Origin of the sequence: Streptomyces flavochromogenes, from assembly GCF_000717595.1 — a bacterium.
GTDB classification, from domain to species: domain Bacteria; phylum Actinomycetota; class Actinomycetes; order Streptomycetales; family Streptomycetaceae; genus Streptomyces; species Streptomyces flavochromogenes.
Genome location: NZ_JNZO01000025.1, coordinates 80,765 through 98,003, shown reverse-complemented (window position 1 = coordinate 98,003; position 17,239 = coordinate 80,765). Strand labels below are relative to the sequence as shown.

At 72.2% G+C, this 17,239-nt stretch carries 12 protein-coding genes; 5 read left to right on the top strand and 7 right to left on the bottom strand.

Annotated elements, in window-relative coordinates; translation table 11 throughout:
• Positions 1-32 precede the first annotated feature (32 nt).
• The gene (acnA, locus tag IF00_RS0128580) at positions 33-2,747 is read right to left on the bottom strand and encodes an aconitate hydratase AcnA (RefSeq protein ID WP_030322928.1); all 2,715 of its coding nucleotides are present in this window, start codon (positions 2,745-2,747) and stop codon (positions 33-35) included.
• 268 nt (positions 2,748-3,015) lie between these two features.
• Positions 3,016-4,014, bottom strand: a complete 999-nt coding sequence (locus tag IF00_RS0128575; RefSeq protein WP_245234662.1) for a LacI family DNA-binding transcriptional regulator — start codon at positions 4,012-4,014, stop codon at positions 3,016-3,018.
• Between the two features lie 93 nt (positions 4,015-4,107).
• Here IF00_RS0128575 and IF00_RS0128570 point away from each other — a divergent pair, with 93 nt between their 5' ends.
• The 3 genes from IF00_RS0128570 to IF00_RS0128560 all read left to right on the top strand — a co-directional run bounded on the left by IF00_RS0128570 (position 4,108) and on the right by IF00_RS0128560 (position 8,072).
• A complete protein-coding gene (locus IF00_RS0128570; RefSeq protein WP_037639229.1) occupies positions 4,108-5,985 on the top strand; it encodes an amidohydrolase in 1,878 nt (625 codons plus the stop codon).
• 149 nt (positions 5,986-6,134) lie between these two features.
• A complete protein-coding gene (locus tag IF00_RS0128565) occupies positions 6,135-6,491 on the top strand; it encodes a VOC family protein (protein ID WP_030322923.1) in 357 nt (118 codons plus the stop codon).
• Positions 6,492-6,542: 51 nt separating this feature from the next.
• The gene (locus IF00_RS0128560; RefSeq protein ID WP_030322922.1) at positions 6,543-8,072 is read left to right on the top strand and encodes a helix-turn-helix domain-containing protein; all 1,530 of its coding nucleotides are present in this window, start codon (positions 6,543-6,545) and stop codon (positions 8,070-8,072) included.
• A 138-nt stretch (positions 8,073-8,210) separates the two neighbouring features.
• Here the strand turns inward: IF00_RS0128560 and IF00_RS0128555 are convergent, their stop codons facing one another.
• The 3 genes from IF00_RS0128555 to IF00_RS0128545 all read right to left on the bottom strand — a co-directional run bounded on the left by IF00_RS0128555 (position 8,211) and on the right by IF00_RS0128545 (position 11,429).
• Positions 8,211-9,767, bottom strand: a complete 1,557-nt coding sequence (locus IF00_RS0128555) for an MFS transporter (protein ID WP_030322921.1) — start codon at positions 9,765-9,767, stop codon at positions 8,211-8,213.
• Positions 9,768-9,864: 97 nt separating this feature from the next.
• A complete protein-coding gene (locus IF00_RS0128550) occupies positions 9,865-10,278 on the bottom strand; it encodes a RidA family protein (protein WP_030322920.1) in 414 nt (137 codons plus the stop codon).
• Positions 10,275-11,429, bottom strand: coding sequence for an acyl-CoA dehydrogenase family protein (locus IF00_RS0128545; RefSeq protein WP_030322919.1), 1,155 nt, complete (start codon positions 11,427-11,429; stop codon positions 10,275-10,277). The genes IF00_RS0128550 and IF00_RS0128545 overlap by 4 nt, the downstream gene beginning before the upstream one ends.
• A 222-nt stretch (positions 11,430-11,651) precedes the next feature.
• Between IF00_RS0128545 and IF00_RS0128540 the strand changes: the two genes are divergently transcribed.
• A complete protein-coding gene (locus IF00_RS0128540) occupies positions 11,652-13,274 on the top strand; it encodes an AMP-binding protein (protein ID WP_030322918.1) in 1,623 nt (540 codons plus the stop codon).
• A 125-nt stretch (positions 13,275-13,399) separates the two neighbouring features.
• Positions 13,400-14,260, top strand: a complete 861-nt coding sequence (locus tag IF00_RS0128535; protein WP_030322917.1) for a PaaX family transcriptional regulator — start codon at positions 13,400-13,402, stop codon at positions 14,258-14,260.
• 8 nt (positions 14,261-14,268) lie between these two features.
• Here IF00_RS0128535 and IF00_RS0128530 read toward each other — a convergent pair whose 3' ends face one another.
• Positions 14,269-14,757, bottom strand: coding sequence for an anthrone oxygenase family protein (locus IF00_RS0128530; RefSeq protein ID WP_030322915.1), 489 nt, complete (start codon positions 14,755-14,757; stop codon positions 14,269-14,271).
• An 89-nt stretch (positions 14,758-14,846) separates the two neighbouring features.
• Positions 14,847-17,081, bottom strand: a complete 2,235-nt coding sequence (locus IF00_RS0128525; protein ID WP_030322914.1) for a bifunctional salicylyl-CoA 5-hydroxylase/oxidoreductase — start codon at positions 17,079-17,081, stop codon at positions 14,847-14,849.
• Positions 17,082-17,239: the final 158 nt, after the last annotated feature.

Genomic DNA, 17,239 nt, shown 5'->3' with positions numbered 1-17,239 from the left:
CGTACGTCGTACGACTACCGGATCAGATCGTGTCAGCCACGGATCAGGTTGCGGAGCACGTACTGCATGATGCCGCCGTTGCGGTAGTAGTCCGCCTCGCCGGGGGTGTCGATGCGGACGACCGCGTCGAACTCGACACCGGTGTCGGTGGTGACCTTGACCGTGCTCGGCGTGGTGCCCTCGTTCAGCTCCGTGACGCCCGCGATGGAGAAGGTCTCCTCGCCGGTCAGGCCGAGCGAGTCGGCCGACTGGCCGACCGGGAACTGGAGCGGCAGGACGCCCATGCCGATGAGGTTCGAGCGGTGGATGCGCTCGTACGACTCGGTGATGACGGCCTTGACGCCGAGGAGCGCGGTGCCCTTGGCGGCCCAGTCGCGGGACGAGCCGGAGCCGTACTCCTTGCCGCCCAGGATGACCAGCGGGGTGCCGGCGGCCTGGTAGTTCTGCGAGGCGTCGTAGATGAACGACACCGGCGCGCCCTCGACGGTGAAGTCGCGGGTGAAGCCGCCCTCGGTGCCCGGCGCGATCTGGTTGCGCAGGCGGATGTTGGCGAAGGTGCCGCGGATCATGACCTCGTGGTTGCCACGGCGCGAGCCGTAGGAGTTGAAGTCACGACGCTCCACACCGTGCTCGGTGAGGTACTTGCCGGCCGGGGTGTCGGCCTTGATGGCACCGGCCGGGGAGATGTGGTCGGTGGTGACCGAGTCGCCCAGCTTGGCCAGGACGCGGGCGCCGACGATGTCGGTGACCGGGGTGGTCTCCATCGTCATGCCCTCGAAGTACGGGGGCTTCCGGACGTAGGTGGACTCGGTGTCCCACTCGAAGGTGTTGCCGGTCGGGATCGACAGCGCCTGCCACTGGGCGTCGCCCGCGAAGACGTCCTGGTAGGACTTGTTGAACATGTCCTCGCCGATGGCGTTGGCGACGACGTCGTTGACCTCGGCCTCCGTCGGCCAGATGTCGGCCAGGTAGACGGGCTTGCCGTCCTGGTCGACGCCGAGGGCGTCCTTGGTGATGTCCACCTTCATGGAACCCGCGAGGGCGTACGCGACGACCAGCGGCGGGGAGGCCAGGTAGTTCATCTTGACGTCGGGGTTGATGCGACCCTCGAAGTTCCGGTTGCCGGAGAGGACCGAGGTGACCGCCAGGTCGTGCTCGTTGACGGCCTTGGAGACCTCCTCCGGCAGCGGGCCGGAGTTGCCGATGCAGGTGGTGCAGCCGTAGCCGACGAGGTTGAAGCCGACCTTGTCGAGGTACGGGGTGAGCCCCGCCTTGTCGAAGTAGTCGGTGACGACCTTCGAGCCCGGGGCGAGGGTGGTCTTGACCCACGGCTTGCGGGTCAGGCCCTTCTCGACGGCCTTCTTCGCGACGAGCGCGGCCGCGACCATCACGTACGGGTTCGACGTGTTGGTGCAGGAGGTGATCGCGGCGACGGTGACGGCGCCGTGGTCGATCGTGTAGGTGCTGCCGTCGGGGGCGGTCACCTGGACCGGGTTCGACGGAACGCCGTTGGAGACGGCCGGGGAGTCGGAGGCCGGGAAGGACTCCTCGCCCGCCTCGTCGGCGGTGGTGACGTAGTTGCGGACGTCCTGGGCGAACTGCGTGGCGGCGTTCGCGAGGACGATGCGGTCCTGCGGGCGCTTCGGTCCGGCGATGGAGGGGACGACCGTGGAGAGGTCGAGCTCCAGCTTCTCGGAGAAGTCGGGCTCGGCGGCCGGGTCGAGCCAGAGGCCCTGCTCCTTGGCGTACGCCTCGACGAGCGCGACCTGCTGCGCGGAGCGGCCGGTCAGCTTGAGGTAGTTCAGGGTCTCGCCGTCGATCGGGAAGACGGCGGCGGTGGAGCCGAACTCCGGCGACATGTTGCCGATGGTGGCGCGGTTCGCGAGGGAGGTGGCGGCGACGCCCTCACCGTAGAACTCGACGAACTTGCCGACGACGCCGTGCTTGCGCAGCATCTCGGTGATCGTGAGGACCAGGTCGGTGGCGGTGGTGCCGGCCGGGAGCTCGCCGGTCAGCTTGAAGCCGACGACGCGCGGGATGAGCATGGAGACCGGCTGGCCGAGCATCGCGGCCTCGGCCTCGATGCCGCCGACGCCCCAGCCGAGCACACCGAGGCCGTTGACCATGGTGGTGTGGGAGTCGGTGCCGACGAGGGTGTCGGGGTACGCCTGGCCGTTGCGGACCATGACCGTACGGGCCAGGTGCTCGATGTTCACCTGGTGGACGATGCCGGTGCCCGGGGGGACGACCTTGAAGTCGTCGAAGGCGGTCTGGCCCCAGCGCAGGAACTGGTAGCGCTCCTTGTTGCGGCCGTACTCCAGCTCGACGTTCTCCGCGAAGGCGGAGTTCGTGCCGAACTTGTCGGCGATGACGGAGTGGTCGATGACCATCTCGGCCGGGGAGAGCGGGTTGATCTTCGCCGGGTCGCCGCCGAGCGCCGCGACGGCCTCACGCATGGTGGCGAGGTCGACGACACAGGGAACGCCGGTGAAGTCCTGCATGATCACGCGGGCCGGCGTGAACTGGATCTCCTGGCTCGGCTGGGCCTGCGAGTCCCAGTCACCCAGGGCCCGGATGTGGTCGGCGGTGATGTTCGCGCCGTCCTCGGTGCGGAGCAGGTTCTCCAGGAGGACCTTCAGGCTGTAAGGGAGGCGCGCGGAGCCCTCGACCTTGTCCAGCTTGAAGATCTCGTACGACTCGTCGCCCACGCGCAGCGTGCTGCGGGCGTCGAAGCTGTTCGCCGACACGACAGTCTCCTTCATCAATGTGCGCGTATTACCGCCATGCTGCCGCCACGACTCCCTCGCCGATCCGCTAAGGTAAGGCTTAGTTAGGTAACCCTTACCGGGTGGGCGGCCGCGGTGCGCCGTAAGCAGTTATCTCGATGTCGAGATAACTCTAGTGCATCCCCGCTGCTCGGTCATGCCCGGCATGCCTGTGACGGCCGTCATCCTGACGACCGTCCGACGGGCGAGCCCGGAGGCGCGGCGGGCGAGCCCGGAGGCACGGCCGCGCTCACCCGCTCCCCCGGCGCGTCGACGCGCGCACACACAGCCGGGCCGGGACCGTCAGCCCACCCGGCGCGGGGGCCTCCACGGCGGGGTCGAGCCGGGCCACCAGGGTCGTGATCGCCGTCTCCGCGATGGTCTCGGGCCGCAGCGACACCGTGGTCACCGGCGGGCCGGTCTCGGCATAGGCCGGATCCTCGCTGGCGCAGACGAGGAGCAGGTCGTCGGGGATCCGCAGACCGTGGCGGGCCGCCGCGGCGAGGACCTGCCGGCCACCGGGGTCGTAGAGGGAGTGGACGGCGTCGCAGGACCGGGCGGAGAACGCCCGGTCGAAGGCATGGCCCGGCGTGTCCTCCGGATCGAAGGTGATCACCGACGGCTCCCGGCCGCGCTCGCGGCACCATTCCTCGTACGCCCGGGTCACGGCGCCGGTGTAGTACTCGCGGCCGTACCCGGCGTGCAGGGCGATCCGGCGCGCACCGGCGGCCGCCAGATGGTCGAGGAGCTCACGGGTGGTCGTGGCGTGGTCGTTGTCGACCCACACGTCGTCGGGGTGCGGGTCCGCGGGACGGCCGTCGAAGACCACGGGGATGCCCCGGGCCCGCAGGGCGCGCAGCACCCGGTCGTCCTCGGGGCTGTCGAGCAGGAGCATGCCGTCGACGGTCAGGGTGTGCCACAGGGTCTCGCCGCCGCGCGCCGCGGGCAGGACCGTCAGCGCGTAGCCGAGGGCGTGCGCGGTGGCCGCGGCGGCGGTCAGCAGGCGGGAGAAGTAGGGGATCTCTAGGAAGTTCCAGGGCGCGCCCGCGTAGGTGGTGACGGCGAGGCCGAGCGTCCCGGTCCGCGTGAGGGGCGTCCGGCGCGAGCCGTAGCCGAGGGCCGCCGCCACCTCGCGGACCCGGCGCCGGGTGGACTCACCGAGCCGGCCCGTGCCGTTGAGGGCGTGGGACACGGTGGCGGTGGACACCTCCGCGGCACGGGCGATGTCGGTGAGGGTGGGCCCTGACATGCGCGCCATCGTACGGATTTCGCGGTCCGGGGAGGGTACTGGTTACGACGTTAATCAGCGAACGTCCGGCCACAGCCAATGTTTGGAGTGGTCATGACTTCTTCCCTGAGCCGGCGCACCGTTCTCGCCGCCGCCGGTGCGGCGGGTCTCGTCGGGGTCGCCGGGAGCCCCGCGGCCGCGGGCTCGCGCCCCCGGTCGGCCGCGCTGGTCGTGCACAACGCCCGGGTGTTCACCGGCCGGTCCGGCGGCCGTCCCGTCCAGGCCGTGGCCGTCGGCCGCGACGGCCGGATCCTGGCGACCGGGCGGGGCAACGAACTGCGCCGCCTCGTCGGCCGGGACACCGAGGTCGTCGACGCGCGCGGCGCGACCGTGATGAGCGGCATCCACGACGGTCACGTCCACCCCCTGGGCGCGGGCAGCCGCTCGCTGCGGCCCTCCCTCGAAGGGGCGGAGACGACGCGGGAGGAGCTGCTCGCGATCCTGACCGGCTTCCTCAAGGACAGCCCGGGGCAGGAACCGGACGGCTGGCTGGTGGTGGAGGACTGGAACCCGATCGGCCTGCTGCCGCAGGGCTCGCTCCCCCACCACTCGCTGCTCGACACCCTCCCCACCCGCCGGCCGGTCGCCCTGGTGGGCGGCGACGGCCACAACATCTGGGTCAACGGCCGCGCCCTGGAGATCGCCGGCATCACGGCCGCCACGCCGGACCCGGTGGGCGGGAAGGTCGTGAAGGGCGCGGACGGAAGGCCGACCGGCGTCCTCAAGGACGACGCCCAGCCGCTGGTGACCCGGCACATCCCGGAGCCGAGCGAGGCCGAGCTCGTCGCGGCCTGCGCACGGGTGCTCGCCCAGGCGGCGGCCTCCGGGGTCACCACGATGATGGACGCCCTGGTCGGACGCGGTGAACTCGGCACGTACCGGGCGCTCGCGGCCGCCGGGAAGCTGCCGCAGCGTATCGTCCCGGCGATCCGGCTCGACCCGGACCAGGCGAAGGACCCGGCGGCGGCGCTCGCGTACGCCCGGGGGCTGCGCCGGGAGTTCGGCGACGTGCGGGGGCTGCGCTTCGGGATGATCAAGGTGTTCCTCGACGGGGTGATCGAGTACCCGGCGCAGACGGCGGCGCTCCTCGAACCGTATCTGGACGGATCGGGGCGAGCCACCACCAACTGGGGTGAACTGTACGTGTCGGCCCAGGATTACGGGCGGCTGTCGGCCACCTTCAACCGGGCCGGCTGGCAGATGCACGCCCACGGCCTGGGAGACCGGGCCGTACGCACGGCGCTCGACGGATACGCGTACGCCCGCCGCGCCACCGGGCTGCGCGACCCGCGCAACGCCGTCGCCCATCTCCAGCTGGTGCACCCGGCCGATCTGCGGCGCTTCGCCCCACTGGGCGTGGCGGCCTGCATGCAGCTGCAGTGGGCGTCCGCGGACACCTGGACGATGGAGGCGCTCCTGCCGTACATCGGGCCCGAGCGGCACCGGTGGATGTACCCGGCGCGCTCGCTCGAACGCCACGGCGCCGTGCTCTCCGGCGGCTCGGACTGGCCGGTGGACGCGCTCCAGGTGTGGAACCAGATCCGGACCTCGATCGACCGGCAGGGGGCGTACGGCGAGGGGCCGCTCCACCGCGAGCTGGAGGGCCTGAGCCGCGCCTCGACGCTGCGGATGCACACGTACGGCACTGCCTGGCAGCTGCGGATGGACGGGGAGACCGGGACGATCCGGGAGGGGCGGGCCGCCGATCTGCTGCTTCTCGACCGGGATGTAATGGAATGTCCGGTCGCGGACATCAGTGACACCGCGGTGCGGCTGACCCTGGTCGGGGGCCGCGTGGTCCACGACGCCGAGTCGGCCTCGGGCCGTACGGCCACCGCGGGGCTGGCCCGCGCGGTGGCCGCGCCGCGCCCCTCGACGTACGCGGCGGTACACGGCGGCCGGCACCGGGCCTGCGGCTGCGCGGCGCACTGAGGCACGGCGAGGCGTACCGAGGAGACCGGAACGGCCACCGCAGTGAGGCGACCGAGGCACCCCCACCCGCCCGGCGCCACCCTCCTCACGCCCGCCCGTACGGCCGCGGACGAATTGCCGCGGCCGTACGGGCGGCCGACGATCGGGACATGTTCAGTGGCGCGCATGTGATTCTCTACACGCGGGACGCGGAGGCCGACCGGGCCTTCCTCAAGGACGTCGTGGGCTTCCCGCACGTGGACGCCGGGCGCGGCTGGCTCATCTTCAAGCTGCCGCCCGCCGAGGTCGCCGTCCACCCGACGACGGAGGAGCCGAAGCACGAGCTCTACCTCATGTGCGACGACCTCACCGCGGCCCTGAAGGACCTCGAGGACCGGGGCGCGGAGATCTCACGCGCCATCACCGACCAGGGCTGGGGTCTGCTCGCCGCCGTGCGGCTGCCGAGCGGGACCGAACTCCCCCTGTACGAGCCGCGCCACCCGACCGCGCACAGCCTGTCACCCTGATGGCCTACCCCAACTGCGATCACCATCTCATATCTGAGATAACGTGACGCCATGGCAGACGACTACCTCGTACGCATCGGCAAGCTCATCCGTGACGCCCGGCAGCACCGCGGCTGGACGCAGACGCAGCTCGCCGAAGCACTGGCCACGAGCCAGAGCGCCGTCAACCGGATCGAGCGCGGCAACCAGAACATCAGCCTTGAGATGATCGCCCGGATCGGCGAAGCCCTCGACAGCGAGATCGTGTCCCTGGGTTACGCGGGACCGATGCACCTCAGGGTCGTCGGCCGCCGCCGCCTCTCGGGCGCCATCGACGTCAAGACGAGCAAGAACGCCTGTGTCGCGCTCCTCTGCGCCTCCCTGCTCAACAAGGGCCGCACGGTCCTGCGCCGGGTCGCCCGCATCGAGGAGGTCTTCCGGCTCCTCGAAGTGCTCAACTCCATCGGGGTGCGGACCCGCTGGGTGAACGACGGCGTCGACCTGGAGATCGTGCCGCCTGCCGAGCTGGACATGGACTCGATGGACGCCGAGGCCGCGATCCGCACCCGCTCGATCATCATGTTCCTCGGCCCGCTGCTGCACCGCATGGACCGGTTCAAGCTGCCGTACGCCGGCGGCTGCGACCTCGGTACGCGCACGATCGAGCCGCACATGATCGCGCTGCGCCGCTTCGGCCTCGACATCACCGCGACCGAGGGCATCTACCACGCCCAGGTCGAGCGCTCCGTCTCCCCCGACCGCCCGATCGTGCTGACCGAGCGCGGCGACACGGTGACCGAGAACGCCCTGCTCGCGGCCGCCCGCCACGACGGCGTGACCGTCATCCGCAACGCCTCCTCCAACTACATGGTCCAGGACCTGTGCTTCTTCCTGGAGGCCCTGGGCGTACGGGTGGACGGCATCGGCACCACCACCCTGACCGTCCACGGCATCCCCCAGATCGACGTCGACGTCGACTACTCCCCCTCCGAGGACCCGGTCGAGGCGATGAGCCTGCTGGCCGCGGCGGTGGTCACGGAATCCGAACTGACCATCCGCCGGGTCCCGATCGAGTTCATGGAGATCGAGCTCGCGGTCCTGGAGGAGATGGGCCTCGACCACGACCGGTCGGCCGAGTACCCGGCGGACAACGGCCGGACGCGCCTGGTCGACCTCACGGTCCGCCCCTCCAAGCTGGAGGCGCCGATCGACAAGATCCACCCGATGCCGTTCCCGGGCCTGAACATCGACAACGTCCCCTTCTTCGCGGCGATCGCGGCGACGGCGCAGGGCAAGACGCTGATCCACGACTGGGTCTACGACAACCGGGCCATCTACCTCACGGACCTCAACCGCCTCGGCGGCCGCCTCCAGCTCCTCGACCCCCACCGCGTCCTGGTGGAGGGCCCCACCCGCTGGCGCGCCGCCGAGATGATGTGCCCGCCGGCCCTGCGCCCGGCGGTGGTCGTCCTCCTCGCGATGATGGCGGCCGAGGGCACGTCGGTCCTCCGGAACGTGTACGTCATCAACCGCGGCTACGAGGACCTGGCGGAGCGGCTGAACTCGATCGGCGCGCAGATCGAGATCTTCCGTGACATCTAGGACGTCCCCAGGAGCCCGGTGAGGCCCGGCGGCTCCGCCCGGACCTCACGGAACCCTTGAGGCCCCCTCGCTCTTCATGAGCGAGGGGGCCCTTCGCGTGCGTCACGAGGCTGCCGGGGCCCCCGGTGGTGCCGTGGCTCAGACTCCCACGCCCGGGCCCACCCCGCCCTTCAGGCGGTCGATGTCCGACTGGCGGACCTGGATCACGAAGAGGGCCACCAGGGCGCCGACCACGGCGAAGATCGCCGCTGTGACGAAGCCCGCGGAGACGCCCGAGGTCAGCACCTGGTCGCCCCAGGGGGCGGGGAGCTGGCCCGTTCTGGCGAACTCGGCCTTCTGCATCGGGGTCGCCTGGGAGAGGAAGAGGGGGACCTGGGTGTCCGCCTCGTTGCGGCTGGCCGTGCCGAAGACCGTCACCAGGATCGACAGGCCCAGCGAACCGCCCACCTGTTGCGTGGCGTTGAGCAGACCGGACGCGGCGCCGGATTCCTGGGTCTCGACGTTCGACAGCGCCATGATGGTCAGGGAGACGAACATCAGGCCCATGCCGAGGCCGAAGACGAGGATCGGTCCGAGGATGCTGCCGAGATAGGTGGAGTCGACGTCGGTCAGGGTCAGCCAGGACAGTCCCGCCGCGGCGAGCACCGAGCCCACCACCATGAAGGGTTTCGGGCCGTACCGGGGCAGCAGGTTGGACGTGAGGCCGGCGCCGACCCCGATGATCGCGCTGACCGGCAGGAAGGCGAGCCCTGTCGCCAGGGGGCTGAAGCCCAGCACCTGTTGGACGAACAGGGTGAGGAAGAAGAACATCCCGAAGATGGCCGCCGCCAGACAGAGCATGATGACGTAGGTGCCCGAGCGGTTGCGGTCGGCGAACATGTGCAGCGGCGTGATGGGTTGCTGGGAGCGCCGCTCGATCAGGATGAACGTGGCCAGGAGGACGACCGCCGCGACGAACGAGCCGATCGTGTACGGATCGCTCCAGCCCTCCTGGGCGGCCCGGATGAACCCGTAGACCAGTGCCACCATGCCGAGCGTGGAGGTGAGCGCGCCCGCGAGGTCGAAGTGGCCGGGGTGCCGCTCGGACTCCTTGACGTGTCGCGGGGTGAGGAAGGCGATGATCAGCGCGATCGGCACGTTGACGAAGAAGATCCAGCGCCAGTCGAGCCATTGGACGAGCATGCCGCCCGCGACCAGACCGATCGCGCCGCCGCCGGCCGAGACGCCCGCGAAGACGCCGAAGGCCCGGTTGCGTTCCGGGCCTTCGTCGAACGTCGTGGTGATCAGGGAGAGCGAGGTCGGGGAGGCTATCGCGCCGCCGACGCCCTGGAGGGCGCGGGCCGCGAGGAGTTGCCACTCGCTCTGCGCGAGTCCGCAGAACAGGGAGGCCAGTCCGAAGAGCAGCACACCGAAGATGAACACGCGCCGTCGGCCCAGGATGTCACCGGCGCGTCCGCCCAGCAGGAGCAGACCGCCGAAGGTCAGCGTGTAGGCGTTGACGACCCACGACAGGCTGGTGGTGGAGAAGTCCAGCGCGGTCTGGATGTGGGGGAGCGCGATGTTCACGATGGTGATGTCGAGGACCACCATCAGCTGACACGAGGCGATCACGAACAGGGCGATGCCCTTGCCGTCCTTGCCGCTCTTGCGGGGGGCGGTCGCCGTCGGAGTCTTCGGCTCGGGGGTTCTACTCATGGCAGTTCATGGCGCATCGCGCCCTCACCTGACGGGTCCGTGGGCCGGTCAGTCCACCTTTCGACATTAAGCCCGGCCCCCGCGGGTGACCAGTTGATCAATGGGGAGAGGGTTCGTCCAGGACCGCGAAGCCGTCCAGCTCCACGTGTGCCTGCTCGTCCCAGAGGCGTACGACTCCGATCACGGCCATGGCCGGATAGTCGCGGCCCGCCAAACGCCGCCAGATCCGGCCGAGTTCGGCTGCGTGGGTGCGGTAGTCGTCGACGTCCGTGGTGTAGACGGTGACGCGGGCGAGGTCGGCCGGAGTGCCGCCGGCGTGCCGCAGGGCGGTGAGCAGGTTGGCGAGCGCGGTGGTGAACTGCTCGGCCAGGGTGTCCCCGACGACGGCGCCCTCGCTGTCGAGGGCGGTCTGTCCGGCGAGGAAGACGAGCCGGGTGCCGGTGGCGGTGACGGCGTGGGAGAAGCCGGTGGGCGGGGCGAGTTCGGCGGGGTTGTGCCGGTGCAGGCTCATGGGGTCGGCTCCTCCTGGCGGGGGTGGGACCGTCGATGGGTCGCGTACAGCTCCTTGGCGATGATCGTGCGCTGGACCTCGGTCGCCCCTTCGTAGATACGGGGTGCCCTGACCTCGCGGTAGAGGTGTTCGAGGAGGTGGCCGCGCTGGAGGGCGCGGGCGCCGTGGAGTTGGACGGCGGAGTCGACGACGTACTGGGCGGTCTCGGTGGCGAGGAGCTTCGCCATGGCGGAGCGCCGGGGCACGTCAGGATCGCCGTCGTCGTACGCGGCGGCCGCCGCGTAGACGAGGAGGCGGGCGGCCTCGGTACGGGTGGCCATCTCGGCGATCCGGTGCGCGACGGACTGGAGGTCGGCGAGGTGTCCGCCGAAGGCGGGGCGGTCGGCGGTGTGGGCGAGGGTCGCGTCCAGGGCGGCCTGGGCCATGCCGACGGCGAAGGCCCCGACGCTGGGCCGGAAGAGGTTCAGGGTGTTCATGGCGACGCGGAAGCCCCGGTCGGGTTCGCCGAGCAGGTCGTCGGGGCCGACGGGGACGCCGTCGAAGGTGAGGGTGCCGAGGGCGTGCGGGGCGAGCATGTCGAGGGCCTCGCCCCCGAGTCCGGGCCGGCCGGCGGGGACGAGGAAGGCGGTGACCCCGCGGGCTCCGGCGTCCGGGGTGGTGCGGGCGAAGACGGTGGCGAAATCGGCCTCGGGGGCGTTGGAGATCCAGCGCTTCTCGCCGTGCAGGCGCCAGCCGCCGGCTCCGTCGGGGCGGGCCTCCAGGGCCAGCGCGGCGGCGTCGGAGCCGGCGCCCGGCTCGGAGAGCGCGAAGGCGGCGACGGCGCGTCCCGCGGCGGCCTCGGGGAGCCAGCGGGCGCGCTGTGCGGGGGTGCCGAAGGCGGCGACGGGGTGGGTGCCGAGGCCCTGGAGGGCGAGGGCGGTCTCGGCCTCGGTGCAGGTCCGGGCGAGGGATTCGCGCAGGAGGCAGAGTTCGAGGGCGCCCGCGTCGAAGAGCCGGGCGAGGAGGCCCAGCTCGCCGAGGGCGGCCACCAGGGGCCGGTTGACCCGGCCCGGCTCACCCTTGTCGGCGAGGGGCTTCAGATGGTCGGCGGCGAGGGTGCGGAGCTCCGCACACCAGGTGGTCTGTGCCGGATCGAGCGAGAATGCGGGCATGTGGGCCCTCTCTGACGCCCTCGGGCGTCTTCGTCCCCGCACCGGGCGGCGTGCCTGTACCGCCCGGTACGTGCGTCCCTGCGCCGTACGGCGTCCGCGCGCCGTCCGGTGCCTTCGTCAGGGCGCTCGCAAGCACCCTTGTCGCGAACCGTTGACTGCCGTCACCAACACGATACGCTCGTGGAGCGACGGGCGACCCCACCACGACAGGGGGACGGACTCATGGAGCTGACACCCTCGGCCCACCTCGACACCTTCGCCCGTGACCGGCTGCCTCCGCCGGACCGGTGGCCGCGTCTCCTCTTCGACCTCCCCGAGCTGGCGTACCCCGACCGGCTCAACTGCGGCGCCGAGCTCCTCGACCGCACGGCGGAACGATTCGGCGCCGACCGGCCCGCCTTCCACGACGGCGACGGCGGCGTCCTGACCTACGGAGAGCTCCAGGACCGGGTCGACCGCATAGCCCATGTCCTCACCTCCGACCTGCGGGTCCGGCCCGGCAACCGGGTCCTCCTGCGCGGCCCCACCACCCCCTGGCTCGCCGCCTGCTGGCTGGCCGTGATGAAGGCCGGCGCGGTCGCCGTCACCGTCCTCGCCCAGCAGCGCGCCCCCGAGCTGGCCACGATGGCCGACGCGGCCCGCTGCACCCACGCCCTCTGCGACGTCCACACCCTCGACGAGCTCCTCGCCGCCCGGATCCCGGGGCTCCGCGTCACCCCCTTCGGCGGCGAGGGCCCGGACGACCTGCTCGCCCTCACGGCCCGCCGCCCCGGCCCGTACACGGCCGTGCAGACGGCCGCCGACGACGTCGCCCTGATCGCCTTCACCTCCGGCACGACCGGGCAGCCCAAGGGCTGTGTCCACTTCCACCGGGACGTCCTGGCCGTCGCCGACACCTTCTCCGCGCACGTCCTGCGCCCGCTGCCCGACGACGTCTTCGCCGGTTCGCCGCCGCTCGCCTTCACGTTCGGCCTCGGCGGGCTCGTCGTCTTCCCCCTGCGGGCCGGGGCGAGCGCGGTCCTCCTCGAACAGGCCGGGCCAAAGCAGCTGCTCGCCGCGATCGAGCGGCACCGGGTCTCCGTGCTCTTCACCGCCCCGACGGCCTACCGGGTCATGCTGGACGAACTCGTCCAGGGCACGGCCCCCGATCTGAGCTCCCTGCGGCGCTGCGTCTCGGCCGGGGAGAACCTGCCGGAGGCCACCTGGAAGGCCTGGTACGCGCGCACCGGCCTGCGCATGATCAACGGCATCGGCGCCACCGAACTCCTGCACATCTTCATATCCGCCGCCGACGGTGACATCCGCCCCGGCACCACGGGCCGCCCCGTCCCCGGCTGGCAGGCCAGGATCGTCGACCACGAGGGCGAGGACGTCCCGGACGGCGAGGAGGGCCTGCTGGCGGTGCGCGGCCCGGTCGGCTGCCGCTATCTGGCCGATCCCCGCCAGTCGGAGTACGTACGGGAGGGCTGGAACGTCACGGGTGATACGTACGTCCGCGAGCCCGACGGCTACTTCCGCTACGTCTCACGCGCCGACGACATGATCATCTCGGCCGGGTACAACATCGCCGGACCCCAGGTCGAGGAGGTGCTCCTGGACCACCCCGACGTGGTGGAGACGGCGGTCGTGGGCCGCCCCGACGAACTGCGCGGGCAGATCGTCGTCGCCTACACGGTGGTACGGGACGGGGTGCCGCGGGACGCGGGCACCGCCGCCGCGCTGCGGGCCTTCGTCCGCGCCCGGCTCGCCCCGTACAAGTCGCCCCGCGAGATCGTCTTCCTGGACGCGCTGCCGCGCACCCCCACGGGAAAGCTCCAGCGCTTCCGGCTGCGCGACCCGGCATGACGGCCGGCCCGGGGCCGATGAGGGCCGGCCGGCCCCGGCCGCCCTCCCCGACTCCCCGGCCCGGCTCCCCCGACCGGCCCCGCCCGGCCCGGCCCGACCGGCGAAGCACCCTCTAAAGTGATCACGTGGCCGAGCAGCACACCCCCCGATCCCTGATCGTCTCCTTCTACGGCGCGTACGGCCGTACGCCCGACGGGTCGCCGATGCCGGTGGCCGCGCTCATCCGGCTGCTGGCGGTCCTCGGGGTGGACGCGCCCTCGGTGCGTTCCTCGGTGTCGCGGCTGAAGCGGCGCGGACTGCTGCTGCCGGGCCGGACGGCCGACGGGGCCGCCGGATACGCCCTCTCGGACGACGCCCGCAGGCTCCTGGACGACGGAGACCGCCGGATCTACGCCCGTACCGAACCCAAGCTCTCCGAGGGCTGGGTCCTGGCCGTCTTCTCGGTGCCCGAGGCCGAGCGGCACAAGCGGCACCTGCTGCGCTCGCGGCTCGCCCGCCTGGGCTTCGGCACGGCGGCGCCCGGCGTCTGGATCGCACCCGCACGGCTGCACGAGGAGACCCGGAACGCCCTGGAGCGCCTGGAGCTCTCCCCGTACGTGGACCTCTTCCGGGGCGACCACCTGGGGTACGCGGCGACGGCCGCGGCGGTGGCCCGCTGGTGGGACCTGCCGGCCATCGCCCGGCTCCACGAGGAGTTCCTCGCGGCCCACGAACCGGTGCTGCGGGCCTGGCGGAGGGCCGGGGCGGACGCGGACGCCCCGCAGGGCGCCGAGGAGGCCTACCGGGACTATCTGCTCGCCCTGGACTCCTGGCGCCGCCTGCCGTACGCGGACCCGGTCCTCCCGGCCGAGCTGCTGCCCGACGACTGGCCGGGCCGGCGCTCGGCGGAGGTCTTCGCGGCCCTGCACGAGCTGCTGAGGGACCGTGGCGCGGAGTTCGTCCGCCCTTACGTGTCCGGATCGGGGGCGACCAGTCCCGGGGCCTGATCCGGGAACTAGTCCCGGGGCCGGGACCGTACGGCCAGGGCACGGAGCAGGCAGGCGAAGCCCACCGTGGTCAGGATCGCGCGGACCAGGTTCCACGCCACCCAGGGCGCCTCGAAGGCCTCCCGGGCGGTCGTGGGGTCCCGGTCCGCGGCGAGCGCGTCGTTGAGGGGCACGTTCGCCGCCGAGGTGACCAGGAAGACCGCCACGGAGAGGACGAGCGCGGCGAGCGTCCAGATCCGGGCCCGGGTGGCGCGGTGCTGCCAGGCGGCCACGGCGGCGAGGATCGTCGCCCCGAAGAACGGGGTGAAGAACACCGGGTTCTGGATCACCTCGTTGATGTTCCGCATCACCTCGACGTAGACCCGGTCGTCACTGCGCGCCAGTGCCGGCATCACCGAGCACACGTACGCGAACCACACCCCCGCGATCAGTCCGGTCGCCACCGTCGCCGCGCCGAGGACCGCCCCGGCACCCTTCCCACCCCGCTGCTCTGTCATGTCCTCATTCAAGAGCAGGGGGCGCCGCGCGGACCATGCTCGTGCGTCGCCCCCGCATACGCGGGCGTCCACGGGCCTCGGAGCGGTCCTCAGCCCCGACGGCCGGTCGGGGGCGGGCGGTTGCCCGCGCGGTACGGGGCCGGCCAGGGGGCCGCCGGGCCCTCGTAGTCCTGCTCGGCGGCGGCGTGCAGGGTCCAGTTCGGGTCGTAGAGGTGCGGGCGGGCGAGGGCGCACAGGTCGGCGCGGCCGGCCAGGAGCAGGGAGTTGACGTCGTCCCAGGAGGAGATCGCGCCGACCGCGATCACGGGGACGCCGGTCGCGTTGCGGATCCGGTCGGCGTACGGGGTCTGGTACGAGCGGCCGTAGGCGGGCGTCTCGTCGGGGACGACCTGGCCGGTGGAGACGTCGATCGCGTCGGCGCCGTGCTCCGCGAAGGCGCGGGCGATCGCGACCGCGTCCTCGCCGGTCGTCCCGCCCTCGGCCCAGTCCGTGGCCGAGATGCGGACGGTCATGGGGCGGTCCTCGGGCCACACCTCCCGTACGGCGTCGAAGACTTCGAGCGGGAAGCGGAGCCGGGCGTCCAGATCGCCGCCGTAGCCGTCGGTGCGGCGGTTGGTGAGCGGGGAGAGGAAGCCGGAGAGCAGGTAGCCGTGGGCGCAGTGCAGTTCGAGGAGGTCGAAGCCGGCGTGTGCGGCCCGGCGGGCGGCGGCCGTGAACTCCTCGCGTACGGCGGTGAGTCCGGCGCGGTCGAGGGCGCGCGGGGTCTGGTTGACACCGGGCCGGTACGGGAGGGGCGAGGCGGCGACGAGCGGCCAGTTGCCCTCGGGCAAGGGCTGGTCGATGCCCTCCCACATGCGCCGGGTGGAGCCCTTGCGGCCGGAGTGGCCGAGCTGGACACCGATCGCTGTGCCGGGTGCCCGGCCGTGGACGAACTCCGTGATCCGGCTCCAGGCGGCGGCCTGTTCGTCGGTCCACAGTCCGGTGCAGCCGGGGGTGATCCGGCCCTCCGGGCTCACGCAGACCATCTCGGTCATGACGAGTCCGGGGCCGCCGAGGGCCCTGGAGCCCAGGTGGACGAGGTGGAAGTCGCCGGGGACGCCGTCCTCGGCGACGTACATGTCCATCGGGGAGACGACGATCCGGTTGCGCAGGGTCAGTCCGCGGAGCCGGAAGGGCGTGAACATCGGCGGGGTGCCGGGCGGGCAGCCGAAGTCGCGTTCGACGGTGGCGGTGAAGGCCGGGTCGCGGAGCCGCAGGTTGGCGTGGGTGACGCGGCGGCTGCGGGTGAGCAGGTCGAAGGTGAAACGGCGGGGCGGCCGGTCGACGTGGTCCGCCAGCTCCTCGAACCACTGGAGGCTGGCGGCGGCCGCGCGCTGGGTGGACTCGACGACGGGCCGGCGCTCGGCCTCGTAGGCGGCGAGGGCCTCGGCGGGGGTGGGGTGGTCGCGGAGACTGTGGGCCAGGGCCAGGGCGTCCTCGACGGCCAGTTTGGTGCCGGAGCCGATGGAGAAGTGCGCGGTGTGGGCGGCGTCGCCGATGAGCACGGTGTTGCCGTAGGACCAGCGCTGGTTGACGACGGTACGGAAGGCGGTCCAGGCGGAGCGGTGGGAGCGCAGCTCCCGGCCGCCGAGCGCCTCGGCGAAGATCTTCGCGCAGCGGGCGATGGACTCGGCCTCGTCGAGTTCGTCGAACCCGGCGGCCCGCCAGACCTCCTCACGCATCTCGACGATGACGGTGGAGGCGCCGGCCTCGTAGGGGTAGGCGTGCAGTTGCATCACGCCGTACTCGGTCTCGGCGATCTCGAAGCGGAAGGCGTCGAAGGCGAAGTCCGCGGCGAGCCAGATGTAGCGGCAGCGGTGGGGGGTGATCCGGGGGCGGAAGTCGGCGGCGTGGGCCTCGCGGGTGCGGCTGTGGAGTCCGTCGGCGGCGACGACCAGGTCATGCCCGGCGGCGAGGACGTCGGCGGGCGGAGCCTCGGTGCGGAAACGGAGCCGTACGCCGAGGTCGGTGCAGCGGGCGTGCAGGATCTCCAGGAGCCGACGACGGCCGAGGGCGGCGAAGCCGTGGCCGGTGGAGGTGGTGCGGTGACCCCGGTGTACGACGTCGATGTCGTCCCAGCGAACGAGGTCGCGTGCGAGTGCCTCGTAGACGACGGGGTCGGCCTCCCGGATGCCGCCGAGCGTCTCGTCGGAGAGGACGACGCCGAAGCCGAAGGTGTCGGAGGGGGCGTTCCGCTCCCAGACGGTGACCTCACGGGCGGGGTCGAGCCGCTTGAGGAGCGCGGCGGCGTAGAGGCCGCCGGGTCCGCCACCGACGACGGCGATACGGGAGAGGGCGGGCCGGAGGGCCGGGAGGGAGGCGTGGCCCTGGGCCGGGCCCGCACCTGAGCCGGGGCCGGCCCCGGCGTCCGGCCCGGAGCCCGCGCTGGGGTTCGCGTCGAAGTCGGGGTCGGACACGAGGTCCGGCCCGGAGCCCGTGTCCG

Coding starts and splice junctions, on each gene's coding strand:
- IF00_RS0128575 (WP_245234662.1), bottom strand. CDS start 4,014: ATGTCAGGGCCCACCCTCACCGACATCGCCCGTGCCGCGGAGGTGTCC.
- IF00_RS0128550 (WP_030322920.1), bottom strand. CDS start 10,278: ATGAGCCTGCACCGGCACAACCCCGCCGAACTCGCCCCGCCCACCGGC.
- IF00_RS0128555 (WP_030322921.1), bottom strand. CDS start 9,767: ATGAGTAGAACCCCCGAGCCGAAGACTCCGACGGCGACCGCCCCCCGC.
- IF00_RS0128540 (WP_030322918.1), top strand. CDS start 11,652: ATGGAGCTGACACCCTCGGCCCACCTCGACACCTTCGCCCGTGACCGG.
- IF00_RS0128560 (WP_030322922.1), top strand. CDS start 6,543: ATGGCAGACGACTACCTCGTACGCATCGGCAAGCTCATCCGTGACGCC.
- IF00_RS0128530 (WP_030322915.1), bottom strand. CDS start 14,757: ATGACAGAGCAGCGGGGTGGGAAGGGTGCCGGGGCGGTCCTCGGCGCG.
- IF00_RS0128545 (WP_030322919.1), bottom strand. CDS start 11,429: ATGCCCGCATTCTCGCTCGATCCGGCACAGACCACCTGGTGTGCGGAG.
- IF00_RS0128565 (WP_030322923.1), top strand. CDS start 6,135: ATGTTCAGTGGCGCGCATGTGATTCTCTACACGCGGGACGCGGAGGCC.
- IF00_RS0128570 (WP_037639229.1), top strand. CDS start 4,108: ATGACTTCTTCCCTGAGCCGGCGCACCGTTCTCGCCGCCGCCGGTGCG.